General features: G+C 61.9%; 19 protein-coding genes. 16 read left to right on the top strand and 3 right to left on the bottom strand.

From position 1 onward, the window contains the following. The first annotated feature begins 36 nt into the window (after positions 1-36). The 16 genes from GJ700_RS04475 (at position 37) to tatC (ending at position 11,432) form a co-directional block, all read left to right on the top strand. Entirely contained in the window at positions 37-273 is a 237-nt protein-coding gene (locus GJ700_RS04475; protein ID WP_154371436.1) for a BolA family protein, read from the top strand. A 16-nt stretch (positions 274-289) separates the two neighbouring features. Further along, positions 290-1,540, top strand: coding sequence for a UDP-N-acetylglucosamine 1-carboxyvinyltransferase (gene murA / locus GJ700_RS04480; protein WP_371867824.1), 1,251 nt, complete (start codon positions 290-292; stop codon positions 1,538-1,540). A gap of 12 nt (positions 1,541-1,552) precedes the next feature. Next, entirely contained in the window at positions 1,553-2,233 is a 681-nt protein-coding gene (gene hisG / locus GJ700_RS04485; protein WP_154371438.1) for an ATP phosphoribosyltransferase, read from the top strand. Between the two features lie 2 nt (positions 2,234-2,235). Next, positions 2,236-3,552, top strand: a complete 1,317-nt coding sequence (gene hisD, locus GJ700_RS04490) for a histidinol dehydrogenase (RefSeq protein ID WP_154371439.1) — start codon at positions 2,236-2,238, stop codon at positions 3,550-3,552. A 20-nt stretch (positions 3,553-3,572) separates the two neighbouring features. Continuing rightward, the gene (locus GJ700_RS04495; RefSeq protein WP_229506794.1) at positions 3,573-4,580 is read left to right on the top strand and encodes a DNA-methyltransferase; all 1,008 of its coding nucleotides are present in this window, start codon (positions 3,573-3,575) and stop codon (positions 4,578-4,580) included. Positions 4,581-4,598: 18 nt separating this feature from the next. Then, complete coding sequence (hisC, locus tag GJ700_RS04500; protein ID WP_154371441.1) at positions 4,599-5,690, top strand: histidinol-phosphate transaminase; 1,092 nt, start codon at positions 4,599-4,601, stop codon at positions 5,688-5,690. A gap of 17 nt (positions 5,691-5,707) precedes the next feature. Beyond that, positions 5,708-6,298: an imidazoleglycerol-phosphate dehydratase HisB gene (gene hisB, locus GJ700_RS04505; RefSeq protein WP_154371442.1), complete on the top strand. Its 591-nt coding sequence runs from the start codon at positions 5,708-5,710 to the stop codon at positions 6,296-6,298. A 58-nt stretch (positions 6,299-6,356) separates the two neighbouring features. Beyond that, positions 6,357-6,995 (top strand): imidazole glycerol phosphate synthase subunit HisH, encoded by a 639-nt coding sequence (gene hisH / locus GJ700_RS04510; RefSeq protein WP_154371443.1) that lies wholly within the window; start codon positions 6,357-6,359, stop codon positions 6,993-6,995. Between the two features lie 21 nt (positions 6,996-7,016). Further along, complete coding sequence (hisA, locus tag GJ700_RS04515; RefSeq protein WP_154371444.1) at positions 7,017-7,799, top strand: 1-(5-phosphoribosyl)-5-[(5-phosphoribosylamino)methylideneamino]imidazole-4-carboxamide isomerase; 783 nt, start codon at positions 7,017-7,019, stop codon at positions 7,797-7,799. Positions 7,800-7,802: 3 nt separating this feature from the next. Further along, positions 7,803-8,564: an imidazole glycerol phosphate synthase subunit HisF gene (gene hisF, locus GJ700_RS04520; protein ID WP_154371445.1), complete on the top strand. Its 762-nt coding sequence runs from the start codon at positions 7,803-7,805 to the stop codon at positions 8,562-8,564. A 20-nt stretch (positions 8,565-8,584) separates the two neighbouring features. Continuing rightward, a complete protein-coding gene (gene hisI, locus GJ700_RS04525) occupies positions 8,585-9,022 on the top strand; it encodes a phosphoribosyl-AMP cyclohydrolase (RefSeq protein WP_154371573.1) in 438 nt (145 codons plus the stop codon). After that, entirely contained in the window at positions 9,022-9,360 is a 339-nt protein-coding gene (locus GJ700_RS04530) for a phosphoribosyl-ATP diphosphatase (RefSeq protein ID WP_154371446.1), read from the top strand. Before hisI ends, GJ700_RS04530 begins: the two co-directional genes overlap by 1 nt. A 20-nt stretch (positions 9,361-9,380) precedes the next feature. Next, entirely contained in the window at positions 9,381-9,764 is a 384-nt protein-coding gene (locus GJ700_RS04535) for a histidine triad nucleotide-binding protein (protein WP_371867825.1), read from the top strand. Between the two features lie 124 nt (positions 9,765-9,888). After that, entirely contained in the window at positions 9,889-10,116 is a 228-nt protein-coding gene (gene tatA, locus GJ700_RS04540) for a Sec-independent protein translocase subunit TatA (RefSeq protein WP_154371575.1), read from the top strand. A 41-nt stretch (positions 10,117-10,157) separates the two neighbouring features. Next, a complete protein-coding gene (tatB, locus tag GJ700_RS04545; RefSeq protein ID WP_154371447.1) occupies positions 10,158-10,673 on the top strand; it encodes a Sec-independent protein translocase protein TatB in 516 nt (171 codons plus the stop codon). After that, the gene (gene tatC / locus GJ700_RS04550) at positions 10,674-11,432 is read left to right on the top strand and encodes a twin-arginine translocase subunit TatC (RefSeq protein WP_154371448.1); all 759 of its coding nucleotides are present in this window, start codon (positions 10,674-10,676) and stop codon (positions 11,430-11,432) included. A gap of 36 nt (positions 11,433-11,468) precedes the next feature. Here tatC and GJ700_RS04555 read toward each other — a convergent pair whose 3' ends face one another. From GJ700_RS04555 to GJ700_RS04565, 3 genes are all read right to left on the bottom strand, one after another. Continuing rightward, a complete protein-coding gene (locus GJ700_RS04555; protein WP_154371449.1) occupies positions 11,469-13,400 on the bottom strand; it encodes a DUF885 domain-containing protein in 1,932 nt (643 codons plus the stop codon). Between the two features lie 108 nt (positions 13,401-13,508). Beyond that, positions 13,509-13,994 (bottom strand): hypothetical protein, encoded by a 486-nt coding sequence (locus GJ700_RS04560; RefSeq protein ID WP_154371450.1) that lies wholly within the window; start codon positions 13,992-13,994, stop codon positions 13,509-13,511. Between the two features lie 42 nt (positions 13,995-14,036). After that, positions 14,037-18,194, bottom strand: a complete 4,158-nt coding sequence (locus GJ700_RS04565) for a DEAD/DEAH box helicase (protein WP_154371451.1) — start codon at positions 18,192-18,194, stop codon at positions 14,037-14,039.

The raw sequence follows: 18,194 nt of genomic DNA on the forward strand, positions 1-18,194 counted from the left end.
ACGTACACCACGCACCACTTTATCGGGAATATAAAAATGACCACCACCCCTGAAGCGATCCACGGCTATATCGCGGCCGGCCTTGAATGCACCCACCTGGAAGTGGAGGGCGATGGCCAGCACTTCCAGGCCGTGATCGTGTCGCCGGCCTTTGCCGGCAAGCGCCCGATCCAGCGCCACCAGATCGTCTACGCCGTGCTGGGTGACCGCATGCGCGAAGAAATCCACGCGCTGTCGATGAAAACGCTGACGCCTGAAGAATACGCCGCATAAGCAAAGGGATACATCCGTGGACAAACTCCTCATCAAAGGCGGCAACCGCCTGCAAGGCGACGTCACCATTTCCGGCGCCAAGAACGCGGCGCTGCCGATCCTGTGCGCGGGCTTGCTGACGTCCGGCGACGTGCAACTGTCGAACGTGCCGCATCTGCAGGACGTGCGCACCATGCTGCGCCTGCTGGCGCAGACCGGCCTGAAAGTCGATCAGGATGGCGACAAGGTCACCTTGAACGGTTCGAACATCACCAGCCTGGAAGCGCCGTATGAATTGGTGAAAACCATGCGCGCATCGATCCTTGTGCTGGGCCCGCTGCTGGCGCGCTTCGGCGAAGCGAAAGTGTCGCTGCCGGGCGGTTGCGCCATCGGTTCGCGTCCCGTCGACCAGCACATCAAGGGGCTGCAGGCGCTGGGCGCCGAGATCACCATCGAGGCCGGCTATATCCACGCCAAATGCAAGAAACTGAAGGGCACCCGCATCGTGACCGACATGATCACGGTGACGGGCACGGAAAACCTGATGATGGCCGCCGTGCTGGCCGAAGGCGAAACCGTGCTGGAAAACGCCGCGCGCGAGCCGGAAGTCACGGACCTGGCGCACCTGCTGGTGGCGATGGGCGCGAAGATCGAGGGCATCGGCACCGACCGCCTGGTGATCACCGGCGTGCCTGAACTGCACGGCGCTTCGCACGCGGTGATTTCCGACCGCATCGAAGCGGCGACGTTCCTGTGCGCGGTGGCCGCCACCGGTGGCGACATCACCATCCGCAATACCCGTACCGACATCATGGACGCGGCGCTCGACAAGCTGCGCGAAATCGGCCTGCGCCTGACCGTAGGCGACGACTGGATCCGTGCGCAAATGGATGGCCGCCCGCAACCCGTGACATTCCGCACCACCGAATACCCTGGTTTCCCGACCGATATGCAGGCCCAGTTCATGGCGGTGAACACCATCGCCAACGGCGCCAGCCGCGTGACCGAAACCATCTTCGAAAACCGCTTCATGCACGTCCAGGAGATGAACCGCCTGGGCGCGGCAATTGAAACCGATGGCAACACGGCCTTTATCAAAGGCGTGGAGCAGCTCGTGGGCGCCCCTGTGATGGCGACCGATTTGCGCGCTTCGGCTTCGCTGGTAATCGCAGGCCTGGCCGCCAGGGGCGAAACGCTGGTCGACCGCATCTATCACCTCGACCGCGGCTATGACCGCATGGAAGTGAAGTTGCAGGCGATTGGCGCCGACATCAGCCGTATCAAATAATCGAGATTAATCATGAGTGGATTTAACAGCGACGCCAACAACCAGTTGATCCTCGCGCTGTCGAAAGGCCGCATTTTCGAAGACACCCTGCCGCTGCTGGAAGCAGCCGGCATCACCGTCACCGAGAATCCGGACACGTCGCGCAAGCTGATCCTGGCCACCAACGACCCCAACGTGCGCGTACTGATCGTGCGCGCCACCGACGTGCCGACCTATGTGCAGCATGGCGCGGCGGACTTCGGCGTGGCCGGCAAGGATGTGCTGATCGAGCATGGCGGCGAAGGCCTGTACCAGCCGGTGGACTTGAACATTGCGCAATGCCGCATGTCCGTCGCTGTGAAATCCGGTTTCGATTACGAAGCGGCCGTGCGCCAGGGCGCGCGCCTGCGCGTGGCCACCAAGTTTACGACCACGGCGCGCGAACACTTCGCGTCCAAAGGCGTGCACGTGGACCTGATCAAGCTGTATGGCTCGATGGAACTGGCGCCGCTGGTCGGCCTGTCGGACGCCATCGTCGACCTGGTGTCGACCGGCAGCACCTTGCGGGCGAATAACCTGGTCGAAGTCGAAGAAATCATGCAGATCTCGTCGCGCCTGGTGGTCAACCAGGCCGCGCTGAAACTCAAGCGCGCCCGCTTGCAACCGATCATCGAAGCTTTCGAGCGCGCCTCGAAAGCCCGTGCGAAAGGCTGACCATGACCATCTCTGTTCGTAAGCTCGACTCCACCGCGCCGGATTTCAAGGCCACGCTGGACGCCCTGCTGGCGTTTGAAGCGGAAACCGACGACGCGATTGAATCGGCCGTCTCGAAAATCCTGGCCGATGTCAAAAAGCGCGGCAATGCCGCCGTGCTGGAATACACCAACCGCTTCGACCGCCTGCCCAATGGCGGCGCCGCGTCCGTGGACACGCTGGACTTGCCGGTGGCGGAATTGCAGGCGGCGCTGGACAGCCTGCCAGCCACGCAGCGCGCCGCGCTGCAGATCGCGGCGGACCGCATCCGCGCCTTCCACGAGCGCCAGAAAGAAGAGCTGCAAGGCTTTACCTATACCGAGGCCGATGGCACCGTGCTGGGCCAGCGCATCACGCCGCTGGACCGCGTGGGCATCTATGTCCCGGGCGGCAAGGCTGCCTACCCGTCGTCCGTGCTGATGAACGCGATTCCCGCCCAGGTGGCCGGTGTCGGTGAAATCGTCATGGTGGTGCCGACGCCCGATGGCGTGAAAAACCAGATGGTGCTGGCTGCCGCCGCACTGGCCGGCGTGACCCGCGTGATCACCATTGGTGGCGCGCAGGCCGTTGGCGCGCTGGCCTACGGCACGGAAACCATTGCGCCGGTCGACAAGATCGTCGGCCCCGGCAACGCCTATGTGGCGGCGGCCAAGCGCCGCGTCTTCGGCACGGTCGGCATCGACATGATTGCCGGCCCGTCGGAAATCCTCGTCGTGTGCGACGGCACCACGGACCCGGACTGGGTCGCGATGGACTTGTTCTCGCAGGCCGAGCACGATGAACTGGCGCAAGCGATCATGCTGTGCCCGGACGCGGACTATATCGCGCAAGTGGAAGCGGCTATCAATAAACTGTTGCCGACCATGCCGCGCCAGGACGTGATCCGCACGTCGCTGACGGACCGCGGCGCGCTGGTCAAGGTGCGTGACATGGATGAAGCGTGCGCGATTGCCAACAGCATCGCGGCCGAACACCTGGAAATCTCCGCCGAAGAACCGCTGCAGTGGGCCGACAAGATCCGCCACGCGGGCGCCATGTTCCTGGGCCGCTTCTCGTCTGAATCGCTGGGCGATTATTGCTGCGGCCCGAACCATGTGCTGCCGACGTCGCGCACGGCGCGCTTCTCGTCGCCGCTAGGCGTGTATGACTTCCAGAAGCGCTCGTCCGTGATTTACGTGTCCGAATCAGGCGCGCAAACCCTGGGCAAGGTCGCCGCGGAACTGGCGTATGGCGAAGGCTTGCAGGCGCATGCGCGCAGCGCGGAATTGCGGTTGAAATAAGGATGGAGATGCGCGCCACGATGGCTGAACAATCCGATAGCCCTTGGCTGGACCAGGTCTTCTGTGAAGACGCGCTGGCCGGGCTGGCGCGCATCCCTGACGGCTCGGTGGATTTGATCCTCACCGACCCGCCGTACAACCTGGGCAAGGATTACGGCAACGCGTCCGACCAGCAGACGGTGGAAGAATACCTGTGCTGGACGGAACGGTGGATCGATGCGGTGCTGCCGAAGCTGAAACCAACCGGCAGCCTGTATATCTTCCTGACGTGGCGCTATTCGCCTGAAATCTTCGTCATGCTGAAAAAGCGCATGACGATGATGAATGAAATCATTTGGGATCGCCGCGTGCCGTCGATGGGCGGCAGCGTGCGCAGTTTTTCTTCCGTGCATGACACGGTGGGCTTCTTCGTGGCCCGCAAGGATTACTATTTCGACCTGGACGCCGTGCGTATCCCGTACGACGCCGAGACGAAAAAAGCCCGTTCGCGCTCGATTTTCATCGGCGCCAAGTGGCTGGAAGTGGGTTACAACCCGAAAGACGTGTGGAGCGTGTCCCGGCTGCACCGTGAACATTCGGAACGGGTCGATCATCCGACCCAGAAACCGCTGGAAATCATTGAACGCATGGTCAAGGCATCGTGTCCGCCGGGAGGCGTGGTGCTGGACTTGTTCATGGGCAGCGGCACCACGGCGCTGGCGGCGCGCCGCTGCGGCAGGCACTTTGTCGGCTTCGAATTGAATCCGGACTATTGCGCGATCATCGAAGCACGCCTGGCCGAAGAAGACGCGGCTGCCGCGCTGGCTGCCGCCTTGCCGGTGGCCGATGCCAATGGCAAGCCCGCGCGCGCCAGGACGGCAAAGGCGGCCAAAGCGGTGAAAACCGTAAAAACTGCGAAAACCACGAAAACTGCCAAGGCTGTAAAGGCAACGAAGCCTGCCCCTGCGGCCAAGGCGGCAAAGACGGTGAAAACCGCCGTCCCCAAACGATCCCGGGTCCCCAAACCCCCCGAAGAAATATCCATCTAGTGTAAGGAGTGCAGCAAGATGTCCATCGACAGTCTCATCCGCAATACCATCCGTTCCGACGTACTGGCCATTCCCGGCTACCACGTCGCCGATGCCAGCGGTTATATCAAACTGGATGCGATGGAAAATCCTTACCCGCTGCCGAACCATCTGGCCACGGACCTGGCCCAGCGCCTGGCCAACGTGGCGCTGAACCGCTATCCGGTGGCGTCGTATACCACGCTGAAGGAGCGTATCTGCAAGCAGCTGGGCGTGCCGGCAGGTTACGACGTCTTGCTGGGCAATGGTTCCGATGAACTGATTTCCATCCTGGACATGGCGTGCGCACACCAGGACCGCCGCGCCGTCGTGCTGGCGCCGGTGCCGACCTTCGTCATGTATGCCCGTTCCGCGCAATTTGCCGGCATGGATTTCGTCGGCGTGCCGTTGAAGGACGACCTGACGCTCGATAAAGACGCGATGCTGGCCGCCATCGCCCAGCACAAGCCGGCGCTGGTGTACCTGTCGTACCCGAACAACCCGACCGGCAACCTGTTCGATGAAAACGACATGGTGGAGATCATCCGCGCGCTCGGCGACACCGGGATTGCCGTGGTCGACGAAGCCTATGAACCGTTTGCGCAACAGAGTTTCATGTCCCGTTTGCCGGAATTCGACAACCTGGTGGTCATGCGCACGGTGTCGAAACTGGGCCTGGCCGGCATCCGCCTGGGCTACATGTCGGCCGCGCCAAAATTGCTCGAACAACTGGACAAGGTCCGTCCGCCGTACAATATCAATGTTTTGACCCAGGTAGCCGCCGAATTTGCCCTCGACAACATCGAAGTGCTGAACGGCCAGGCTGCCCAGCTGCGCAACGAGCGCGCTGCGCTGTCTGCCGCATTGACAGCAATTCCGGGTGTACAAGTGTTCCCGTCGGCCGCCAATTTCATCCTGGCGCGCGTACCGGATGCGGACGCTGCTAATGCCTATCTCTTATCCCAGAAGGTATTGGTTAAAAATGTGGGTAAAATGCATGGTGTACTGACCAATTGTCTGCGTATCACGGTCAGCACGCCGGAAGAGAACGCCGCCTTTTTGGCTGCCTTCAAGGCAGCGATGGCGGCTTGACCATCACAGAGTTTCCAATGAACCGCACCGCAGAAATCACCCGCAACACCAGCGAGACGCAAGTCCGCGTGGCCATCAACCTGGATGGCACCGGCCAGCAAAAGCTGAACACGGGCGTCCCTTTCCTGGACCACATGCTGGACCAGATCGCCCGCCATGGCCTGATCGACCTTGATATCGAAGCCACCGGCGACATCCATATCGACAACCACCACACGGTGGAAGACGTCGGCATCACGCTGGGCATGGCGTTCGCCAAGGCAGTCGGCGACAAGAAAGGCATCCGCCGCTATGGCCATGCCTACGTCCCGCTGGACGAAGCGCTGTCGCGCGTGGTGATCGACTTTTCGGGCCGTCCCGGCATCGAATACCACATCCCATTCACGCGCGCGATGATTGGCACGTTTGACGTCGACCTGACCCTGGAATTTTTCCGCGGCTTCGTCAATCACGCGCAAGTCACCTTGCATATCGATAACCTGCGGGGCACCAATGCCCACCACCAGTGCGAAACCGTGTTCAAAGCCTTTGGCCGCGCGTTGCGCATGGCCACGGAGCTCGATGCGCGCGCCGCAGGCACGATTCCATCGACTAAAGGTAGCTTGTGATCAAACTTGCTGCGCTTGACACTTGCGCAAGCGCAGTGGTCTCTGCTTGAATGGCATTATGAAGAAAATCGTAGTAGTTGATTATGGCGTGGGCAACCTGCGCTCGGTCGCGCAAGCCTTGCGCGCCGTGGCGCCGGAGGCCGACGTACGCATTTCCGGCGAAGTCGCTGACATCGCCGATGCCGAACGCATCGTCTTGCCGGGCCAGGGCGCCATGGCGGACTGCATGCGGGGCTTGCGCGAATCCGGCCTGCTCGACGCCGTGCTGCGCGCAGCGGAAGTCAAACCGCTGCTCGGTGTGTGCATCGGCGAGCAAATGCTGTTTGAATCGTCCGAGGAAGGCAATGCCCAGGGTTTGGGCTTGCTGCCAGGCAAAGTCGTGCGTTTCCAGCTCGACGGCTTGCTGCAGGAAGACGGTTCCCGTTACAAAGTCCCGCAAATGGGCTGGAACCAGGTACGCCAGAGCAGCGCGCATGCGCTGTGGGAAGGCATACCGGACAACGCGTATTTCTATTTCGTGCATAGTTACTATGTACAGCCCGCGAATCCGGCGCATCAGGTCGGCGAAACCGTTTACGGCCAGCCATTCTGCTGCGCGGTGGCGCGCGACAACATCTTTGCAACGCAATTCCACCCGGAAAAGAGTGCCGCAGCCGGCCTCCAGCTGTACAAGAATTTCGTTCACTGGCAACCATAACCCCTACTTTTCAATCCCATTATGCTGCTCATTCCTGCCATCGACCTGAAAGACGGTCACTGCGTTCGCCTGAAACAAGGCGATATGGAACTTGCCACCGTGTTTTCCGAAGACCCGGCCGAAATGGCCCGTCACTGGCTGATGCAAGGCGCCCGCCGCCTGCACCTGGTGGATTTGAACGGTGCATTTGCCGGCAAACCAAAGAACGAAGGCGCCGTGAAATCCATCCTCAAGGTGGTGCAAGAGTTCGCGCTGGAAAACGATATCGATGAAATCCCCGTCCAGCTGGGCGGCGGCATCCGCGATCTCGACACCATCGAACGCTACCTCGACGACGGCATCAGCTACATCATCATCGGCACCGCCGCCGTGAAAAGCCCGGGCTTCCTGCACGACGCGTGCGGCGCCTTCCCCGGCCACATCATCGTGGGCCTGGACGCGAAAGACGGCAAAGTCGCCACCGATGGCTGGAGCAAGATGTCCGGCCACGAAGTGATCGACCTGGCGCAGAAATTCGAAGCCTACGGCGTGGAATCGATCATTTACACCGACATCGGCCGCGACGGCATGATGGGCGGCGTCAATATCGAAGCCACCGTGCGCCTGGCGCAAGCCGTGCGCATCCCGATCATTGCCTCGGGCGGCCTGCACAACATTACCGACGTGGAAAAACTGTGCGAAGTGCAGGACGAAGGGATCGAAGGCGTGATTTGCGGCCGATCCATCTACGAAGGCACGCTGGACCTGAACTCGGCCCAGTTGCGCGCCGACGAACTGACGGAAGGCAGCCTGGAGGCTGAATAACCCATGCTGGCAAAACGCATCATCCCCTGCCTGGACGTGACCGATGGCCGCGTCGTGAAAGGCGTCAACTTCACCGAGCTGCGCGACGCCGGCGATCCGGTGGAAATCGCGCGCCGCTATGACGAGCAGGGCGCCGACGAACTGACTTTCCTGGACATTACTGCGTCGTCCGATAACCGTGGCCTGATCCTCGACATCATCGAAGCGGTGGCGTCGCAAGTATTCATCCCGCTGACGGTGGGCGGCGGCGTGCGCCAGGTGGAAGATGTGCGCCGCCTGCTGAACGCGGGCGCCGACAAGGTCAGCATGAACACGTCGGCCGTGACCAATCCGCAACTGGTGTACGATGCTTCCCAGAAGCATGGTTCCCAATGCATCGTGGTGGCGATCGACGCCAAGCAGGTATCGCCCGGCAAATGGGAAGTGTTTACCCATGGCGGCCGCAAAGCCACCGGCCTTGACGCGGTGGAATGGGCGAAGAAAATGGAAACGCTGGGCGCGGGCGAGTTGCTGCTGACGTCGATGGACCGCGACGGCACCAAGTCCGGTTTCGACCTGGGCTTGACGCGCGCCGTGTCCGACGCCGTGGGCATCCCCGTGATTGCGTCCGGCGGCGTGGGCGGCCTGCAAGACCTGGCCGACGGCGTCAAGCTGGGCCATGCCGATGCGGTGCTGGCGGCCAGCATTTTCCATTATGGCCAGCACACGGTACAGGAAGCCAAGCGTTTCATGGCGCAGCAGGGCATCCCGATGCGCCTGCTCTGAACGAAGGAAGACCTATCATGATGCCGACTCAGACTCCCAGCGTGGCGAAAGCCAAGTGGCTGAACAAGATCAAGTGGGATGAACATGGCCTGGTGCCGGTGATCGCGCAGGAAGCGGGCACCAACAACGTGCTGATGTTCGCCTGGATGAACCGTGACGCCCTGTATAAAACCGTGGAGCTGGGCGAGGCCGTGTACTGGAGCCGTTCGCGCAAGAAGCTGTGGCACAAGGGCGAAGAGTCCGGCCACACGCAGAAAGTGCTGGAAATCCGCCTCGACTGCGACGAAGACGTGGTGTTGCTGAAGATTGAACAGGCTGGCGGCATCGCGTGCCACACGGGCCGCCATTCGTGCTTCTTCAACAAGTTCGACGGCGACGCCAAGGAAGGCGACTGGCAGGCAGCCGATCCGGTATTGAAAGATCCGGAAACGATTTATACGGAAGCGAAGAAACAATAATGAGCACCATCCTGGACCGGCTGGCCGAAACCATTGAAGCGCGCAAGCCTGTCAATGGCGGCGACCCCGCCACGTCGTACGTCGCCAAATTGTTCGCCAAGGGCGACGATGCGATCCTGAAGAAAGTCGGCGAAGAAGCCGTGGAAGCCGTGATGGCCGCGAAAGACGCCCGCAATGGCGGCGACAGCGGCAAAGTACTGTACGAATGCGCCGATCTGTGGTTCCATTCGATCGTGATGCTGGCGCAGTTCGGCCTGACCCCGCAGCAAGTGCTGGATGAACTGGCGCGGCGCGAAGGGTTGTCCGGGCTGGAAGAAAAAGCCGCGCGCAAGGACTAACGAATTTCATCGGAGTTGTAGTGGATAATTGCCTGTTTTGTAAAATCGCCCAGAAGCAAATTCCCTCGTCCATCGTCTATGAAGACGAAGAACTGATGGTCTTCAAGGACATCCGTCCCGCCGCGCCGGTGCACTTGCTGGTGATCCCGAAAACCCACATCACGACCCTGTCCGATTGCACCGCCGGCCATGCGCCGCTGCTGGGCCGCATGCTGGCGCTGGCGCCACGCCTGGCGGAAGAACACGGCTGCGCCGTGAGTTTCAACGACGACGGCGAACCATCGGGCGGCTACAAAACACTGATCAACAGTGGTCCGGACGGTGGCCAGGAAATCTATCACCTGCACTTGCACGTGATTGGCGGTCCGCATCCATGGCGGGTGGAGCCTCCGCGCCACGGCTGATATCCGGGAACCGGTGGGTTCTCTCATATAGTTATGCCAATATGACAAGCACATGACATGCGTCAATCGCGTATACTGTGCTGATTAACAGTTTTGGACGCTTGCGTCCTGCAAGGGGAAAATGATGGGTTCGTTTAGCGTATGGCACTGGCTGGTCGTTCTGGTGATCGTCATCCTGGTATTCGGCACGAAAAAGCTGGGCAATATCGGTTCCGACGTGGGCAAGGCAGTCAAAGGCTTTAAAGATGGCATGAAGGGCGACGAAGACAAGCCGGCCGCGCCATCGGCGCCGTCGCAGGTCGCCGACAAGACCACCATCGACGTCGACGCCAAAGAGAAGAACAAGCTCTGAGGCGCTGCCGGCAATGTCTGATTTGCCGGCATGTCTAATCTATGATCGATCTCGGTCTCTCCAAATTAGCCATCATCGGCGTGGTTGCGCTGGTGGTCATCGGTCCCGAAAAGCTGCCCAAAGTGGCGCGCATGGCCGGGACTTTGTACGGCCGCGCGCAGCGCTACCTGGCGGAAGTCAAATCCGAAGTCAGCCGCGAAATCGAAATGGAAGAATTGCGCAACTTGCGCAAGGAAGTCCAGGAAGCGGCGGACTCCGTGAAGCAGGGCGTGCAAAGCATGGAAAATTCCATCCAGCAGAACATGCAGGAAGTGGAAAATGCCTGGCATGCCGATGACGGGGCCCCGCACGACAGTTACAGCACCTATGGCCAGACGGCCAGCATCGAACAGCAGGCGCGCAAGGCGAAGGAATTCCGCCGCAAGCGGCTGGTGCGCACGTCGAATGTGCCGTCCTGGTACAAGCATCAAAGCGGCATCAAATCCCACGTGACTTCCGGCGCGGCGCGGGTGGCCCGCCACCGTCCCCGCAGCAAACCTCCCGCATCGTTTTTCTAAATGAGTGAACAACAACCGGTTGAAGAAACCTTCATCTCGCACCTGATCGAGCTGCGCGACCGCCTGGTCAAGGCAACGATCGGCATCGTCGTCATGTGCGCGGCGCTGATGCTGTGGCCGGGGCCGTCCCGTATCTATGACATCCTGGCGCAGCCAATGCTGAACGCCTTGCCGGCCGGCTCGAAAATGATTGCCACCGGCGTGATTGCGCCGTTCCTGGTGCCGATGAAGGTGACGTTGCTGATCGCCTTCATCCTGGCGCTGCCGTGGGTGCTGTACCAGGCCTGGGCCTTCGTTGCGCCCGGCCTGTATGCGCATGAAAAACGGCTGGTGGCGCCGCTGGTGATTTCCTCGTCGCTGCTGTTCGCGTCCGGCGTGGCGTTTTGCTATTTCTTCGTGTTCGGCCGCGTGTTCAGCTTCATTTCCGCCTTCTCGCCGCAATCGATCGCGGTGACGCCGGACATTGAAAACTACCTGGACTTCGTGATGTCCATGTGCCTGGCTTTCGGCGCCACGTTTGAAGTGCCGGTGGTGGTGGTGGTGCTGGTGCGCATGGGGATCGTCTCGGTGGCGAAGCTGAAAGATATCCGCCCCTACGTGATCGTCGGCGCCTTCGTGATCGCCGCCATCGTGACGCCGCCGGACGTGGTATCCCAGTTCTCGCTGGCGATTCCGATGTGGCTGCTGTACGAACTGGGCTTGCTGGTGGCCCCGGTGTTCGTCAAGGTGACGCAGGCGCCGGAAGAGGAATCCACCTGATCCAGACGAAAAAGGCGCCATTGGCGCCTTTTGTCTTTACTGGGTCATCAATTCCCGCACCACCTTCACCGGCGCGCTGCCATAACTGAGGAACTGCTCGTTGAATTCCTTCAGCGAGAACTTGTTGCCCAGCGCCTGCTTGCGTTCTTCGCGCAATTCCATGATTTCGCTGTAGCCGCTGAAGTAGCTGGCCAGTTGCACCGACGTCAAGGTGGCGCGGCGCCATTTTTCCGCGGCTTCGCGCTGGGTCTGGAAGGCCTGGCGCGTCAGCAGGTCGAGCGCCTGTTCCTGCGTCATGCCCTGCACGTGCACGCTGTAGTCGAGGATCGTGTTGGTCACGCTGCGCAAGTTCCATTTCGAATACATCAGCCACATTTCCGGCGCATTGTCCCCATAGCCGGATTCCAGCATCATGCGCTCGCCATACACGGCCCAGCCTTCGATCATGGCGCCGTTGCCGAAGATGGATTTCACGATCGACGGCGATTTGTTGGCGTACACCAGTTGCGCGTAATGACCGGGAATCGCTTCGTGGATGTTCAGGATTTGCAGGATCCAGTGGTTGTATTCGCGCAGCGTGCTTTCCGCCTGTTCCGGCGTGGCGTCGTCCAGCGGCGTCACGTTGTAATACGTGCGGTCTTGCGGACGATAGGGGCCGGGCGCCTCGATGCTGGCGCCGGCCACGCCGCGCTGGTATTCGGGCGTTTCACGCACTTGCAATGGCTTGTTCGGGTCCAGCGTCAGCAAGTTGTTCTTGATGACCCAGTCCTGCAGCACGGGGATCTGGCGGCGGATTTCCGGGAAGAAGTCGGCGCGCGCCACGTGGTTGTCGGACAGCTTGGCGATCACCATGCCGATCTTGGCAAAGCGGTCGGCAGGTTTATCCACGCCGGCCAGGTATTTCGGCCACAGGTCGTCGCTGATGCGGTCCATGTTGGTGAGCAGTTGCTCGCGTGCCGCCAGCGCTTTCTGGTACGTCTGTTCGCCCGTGCTGCCGGCCTGGATATCGAAGCCGAACTTCGCTTCGTACAGTTCCTTGCCGATACGGAACGAGCGGCCGCCGCTGGTAGCCATCGCCTTGTCCAGCTCCCCCAGCCACGCGGCATAACCTTCGACCGCGGTCCTGGCTTGCGTGATGCGCTGCTTGAACAATTCCTTTTCGATCGGCGTCAGGATCGATGCCTGCGCTTCCTTGTCCAGCGACGCGAGGACTTGCAGTACGCCGGGCGCCTGGGCGATGGCCAGTTGCGTATGTTCGCGCGTCGGGTTGTTGATGGTGGCGCGGGCCGCGTCGTAATACGCGGGCACGCCGGCGATGCGTTTCAACAGCGTGCGCAGGCGCTGCGGCTTGGCCGCGTATTCCGTGTTGAGGATGAAATCGATCGGGCTGGCAATGTTGTACAGCGCCGGATTCCACTCATATTCCTTGAACGTGGTGAGGTACCAGCGGTCCGATTTCAGCTTGTTGACCAGCAGCGCCAGGTCGGTGCGCTGCTTGGGCGACAGCTGCTTCGCGTCGACTTTTTCCAGGCGGCCCAGCCAGTCGTCGATGAACGCCAGCTGCGCGGTGCGCGACGCGGCATCGGGAATCGTGAGGTTGGCGGCGGTTTCGTATTTGCCGACGGAGATCGCGGTTTCCGGATCGGCTTTCCACAGCGCGCCGAGGAATTGCGTGGACAGGGCGTCCATGCTGCGATCCTGGCGGCGTTCGGACGGGGCTTGCTTGATCATTTGCGGTGCGGCAGCCACGGCGGCCGTAGCGGCGGCGCCTTTGGCGGCCTTGCCCTTGGCGGTGGATTTGCCGCTGGTTTTACCACTGGTTTTGCCGCCCGAGTTGCCTGCCGCTTTTTTGCCGCCGGTGGTTTTGCTGGTTTTCGCCTTGCCGGATTTGGCCGGCTCTTTCGCGTACACAGGCGACAGCACAAGGCTGGCCATCATCGCAGCCAGCGCGATTTGAGTTTTGATCATCGGATATGCCTTCATCAGGGAGGCGCCGCTTGCCTCGTGGGTGGCGGCGCCGCAGGTTGCAGCGTGCGAGATTAACATCAAACCGTACCGCTGCGGACGTCCGTTACATTATGAAATCACGTTATTGCGGATCAGTTCCTGGTGGTGGGCATTGAGCTTTTCCACGGCAGCCTTGCCGTTGCCCATGCGGGTCAGCAGGATTTCGCTGGATTTCGTGAAGCGGTGGCCAATGCGGATCGAATACGAGCGGAACAGCCAGCTCCAGAACGATTGGATGAAGACCGCTTCATCCATGTCGCGCCATTTGACGCCCTGCACACCCTTGGCCCATGGCAGGATGCCGGAATACAGCCACACGCCGACATCGTCGTAATACAGCTGGACGCTGCGGATCACCAGGATGCGGTAACCGACCAGCAGTACCGCCACCAGCATCACGATGCCGGCCGCCAGTTCGGAATAGCGGAACGCCAGGGGCAGGGCGAAGCCGAACAGCAGGATGGCCAGCAACAGCGTGTTGATGTAGGCGGTCCAGGATTTGACGGCGAGCAGGGTGCCGTGGCCGGCGGGGCGGGTGGCGTTGTCTTGTTCCATTTTTTTATCTCGGTTCGTTTGCGTTGCTGGTCTGCCAGCGTGTCAGTAACTCATTCCCTCTTGCAGCATCGCCAGCATGTCCGCCGCCGACATGCGCGCCGACGTGTCGCTGCCGTCGAGCAGGCTGTCGGCCAGGTCGCGCTTGTGCTGGTGCAGGTCGACGATGCCTTCTTCGATCGTGTGGCGCGCCACCAGGCGGTAGATCGTCACGGGGCGCAATTGTCCCATGCGGTGCGCGCGGTCGGAAGCCTGGTCTTCAACGGCCGGGTTCCACCACGGGTCCATGTGGATCACGTAGTCGGCCGCCGTCAGGTTGATGCCGACGCCGCCCGCTTTCAGCGAAATCAGGAAGACGTCGCCTTCACCGGCCTGGAACGCATCGACGCGCTGCTTGCGCACCGCCATCGGTGTCGAACCGTCGAGATACTGGTATGACACGCCCTGCGCATCGAGGTGGTCGCGGATCAGTCCCAGGTGGTCGACGAACTGGCTGAACACCAGCACCTTGTGGCGGTTTTCCAGCAAGCCCGATAACAGGTGCGCGAAGGCGGCCAGCTTGCTGCTGGCCAGTAGCAGCCCCGGCGCCACCAGGTTCGGATTGCAGCACGCGCGGCGCAGCTTCATGATTTCGGCCAGGATCTGGATCGATTTCTTCTCGGCCGGACCTTCGACCTGCGCCAGCTTGTCCAGCGCTTCGCGCCGCAGCGATTCGTACAGCGCCGCCTCTTCCTTCGACAAGTCCACTTCCAGGGTGATTTCCGTGCGAGACGGCAGTTCCGTCAACACCTGCGTCTTGGTGCGGCGCAGGATGAATGGTCCGATCAAACGGCGCAGCCGGTTGCGCGCGCCCACTTCCGCGCGGTGATCCTGCTGCTTTTCAATCGGTCCCGCAAAGCGCAGGTTGAATTGCTCGATGCTGCCCAGCAGGCCCGGATTGATGAAGCGGAACAAATTCCACAATTCGCCCAGGTGGTTTTCCAGAGGCGTACCGGTCGCCACCATGCGGAAGTCGCCGCGCAGCGCCATCACGGCTTGCGAGCGCTTGGTGGCGCCATTCTTGATCGCTTGCGCTTCATCGAGCACGATGGTGTGCCAGTGCACGTTGGCGAAGCGTTCCGCTTCCAGCTGCAGCAAGCCATAGCTGGCAATCACCAGGTCGAATGCGCCCGCGCCGGCCAGCGTTTCCGCCCGGTCCCCGGCGCCAAACAATTTCACGTTCAGGGTCGGCGCAAAGCGCGCCGCTTCCGACACCCAGTTCAGGCACACGGACGTCGGGGCGATCACAAGGGTCGGGCCTTTCGGCGCGCGCGACAGGATCAGTGCCAGCGCCTGCAACGTTTTACCAAGGCCCATGTCATCGGCCAGGCAGGCGCCCACGCCCCAGTGGGCCAGGCGCGCCAGCCAGTCGTAGCCTTCGCGCTGGTAATCGCGCAAGTCGGCCTGCAAGGTGCTGGGCACTTGCGGCGTGAATTCCATGCTGGTCTGCATGCGCAGCAAGTGTTCGCGCCACGCCGGATCGGCTTCCACGGCGCCCGCCTCGAGCGCCAGTTCTTCCAGCGCGAAGGCGGCCAGCGGATGAATGCGCACGCCGTCGCCGCTGATGTCGCCCAGCGCCTGCACTTCGCGCAGGCGGCGGTGCAATTCTTCTGTCAGCGCCAGGAACTGGTTGTCGCCCAGCGCGATAAAGCGGTCTTCGCCGGCCGCCATCATTTCCAGCACGGACCGCAAATCCAACACCGTGTTTTCATCGACCTGCAACTGGCCGCTGGCGGCAAACCAGTCTTTTTCGCGGCGGATCTGCAGGCGGAACTGCTTGCCGCCGACGCGCTGCGTGACGCGGAATTTCTCGCCTTCCGGCCAGGCCACGACGATGTTTTCCTGTTGCTGCAACTCGGCCAGCAATTGCAGGCACAGTGCGGGCTGTCCCAGCAGCCATTCGCCGTGTTCCTGCTCCGCGTGCTCCAGCACGGGACATTGCGCCACCAGCATGCGCTCCGCATCGCGCTCGTCGGCCAGGCGGCGCTTGGCCTGCACTTGCCGCCCGTCGTTTTCCGCGATCAGGCTTTCCGCCCCGCTGCCGGGAACGTAATACGCGCCGTTCGGCAATGGGCGCACCTGGATTTGCATCTTGAGGCCCTGCTGGTATGGCAGCAGCAGCACGTGCAGGCGCGCATCGGCGTCGACCTGCTCCGCATTGCCGTCGCCGCCGCCGATATCCGACTGCACCGTCACCAGCGACGAGACGGCGCCAATTGCTTTCAGCACCTGTTCCTGCGCATGCTGCGGCACGGTCAGGCCATCGCCGACAATCGATGCGATGCGGCGGTGCTCGTCGCCGATGGACACCACGCGCAAACGGGTCGGCGTTTCCTTGACCACCACCACGCCGGCATTCACGTCCGTGACGGGTGGTTGCAACGTCAGCTGCAATTGGCCGCCGCTCGAGCGGATCAGCAATTCCGGCGCCCCGGCCAGCAATTCCACGCGCGTATCCGGCGCGTCGAACCAGTAGACGTGCGGGTGGCCCACCAGCGCCAGCGCCGCCTGTTCATGGTCGATGTCATAGCGCAGGCCGGACGAATATGCCTGGCGCGATGGTGCAATGGTGCTGCTGATGCGGATATCCTGCGCCGTCAGGTATTCCAGCGACGCCGCATCTTCGCGCAAGCGCTTCAGCGCCAGTGGCCGTCCTTTGCCCCAGCTGCCCTTGGCGTCGCGCTTTTGTTCGCGCGGTTCGATTTCCGTGATGCCGATCGCGGGATCGAAGCCCAGCATCCAGATCAGCCGTGTTTCATTGGCGGCCGCCACCGGCGCCGCCTGCTGCAGGTTGATCAGCGCGGCGAGCTGGCGCTGCCACGCTTCCTGACGCTCGAACCACGTGGTCATGTCCGTGAAGCCGCCTTTTTCGCGCAGCGCCGCCGCATGCGTCATCATCTCGTGGTCGCCCAGGTGGCCCAGCACGGACGCCACTTGCGCGGCAATGAATTTATAGCCGGCCGCTTCCGCCTGGTGCGCCAGCGTATGCAATTGTTCGCGCTTGCTCTCCAGCGGCAACGACAGCCAGTAATACAGCAGCCCCTGGAACATTTGCGCCTGCATCGCGGTTTCCCAGCCGCGCGTCAGCACGATATCGGCCTGCATGGTGCCGGCGCGGATCTGGCGCAGCATGCTCAACTGGTTGTACACGGCGCTGTCCGGATTCGGCTGCGCGTGCACCGCCAGTTCCAGGTAGCTTTCCGCGGCTTTCGCCATGCGCGAATCCAGGCTGCGCAGCATGGCCAGCACGTACAGGTGGCCCGCCATGCCCTGGAACAATTGTTTCCGCTTGCCGGAATCGCGGCGCAGCAGTTTCAAGGCACTGTCGTAGCCAGCCAGCGCCTTGTCGGCGTCGCCGCGCAGGAACAGGATGGTGGCGGTGAACAGTTGCGCCAGCGGATTGTCCAGCCCCTCCAGGTACGACTTGGCTTGCTTCAATTCGCCGCACAGGATGGCCTGTTCCGCCATCGCCAGGCGCAGCGCATCGCTGATGTATTCGTTTTTCGCGATCTTGCGCTGGATATGGCGCTCGGCAAAGCCCCGTATCGTGGGCGCCAGCGCCGGTTCGCGCTGGCAGTGCTGGATCAGCAGCATCAGCACGTCGTCCATCAGCAGCGGGTGCACCAGCACCAGCATGCCGGTCTCGAACGGGCGCGTGAAGATATCGACCACCGGGTGCAATTGCGCCGCTTCATAGCACACCATACAGGCTTGCAGCAGCGGCATCACTTGCTGCGGCGTCTGGCCCCGCAACAGCGCCATGCGCAGGCGCGCCACGCCCTGGCGGTAGCTGCGCGGCTCCAGCGCGCCATTCCAGCCCTGGCGCATGGGATTGAGCGCTTCATAGGCTGCGCACAGGTCCGGCAGGATGTGCGCGCCAATGGCGGCGCGGATCGCGGGCCAGCGCAATTTGGTATTGCACATGAAGCCGCGTGTGGCCATCACGCTGATGTAGGCCAGCCGCTCCAGCCGCTGCAGGGCTTCATCCAGCGATGCGGCATTGAACATGAATCCCTTGTGGTCGCGCACGCCGGCCTTGTTCAGTAAATCCAGGATGGCCTGGCGGCCCGTCGCTTCGCCGATCAGCGCCAGCAGCGCCAGGATCGCCTTTTCATCCGGGCCGAGTGCATCGAATTCGGCCAGCAATTGTTGTTCACTGCTCAT

The sequence above is a fragment of the Pseudoduganella rivuli genome (assembly GCF_009674485.1).
Lineage (GTDB): Bacteria > Pseudomonadota > Gammaproteobacteria > Burkholderiales > Burkholderiaceae_D > Rugamonas > Rugamonas rivuli_B.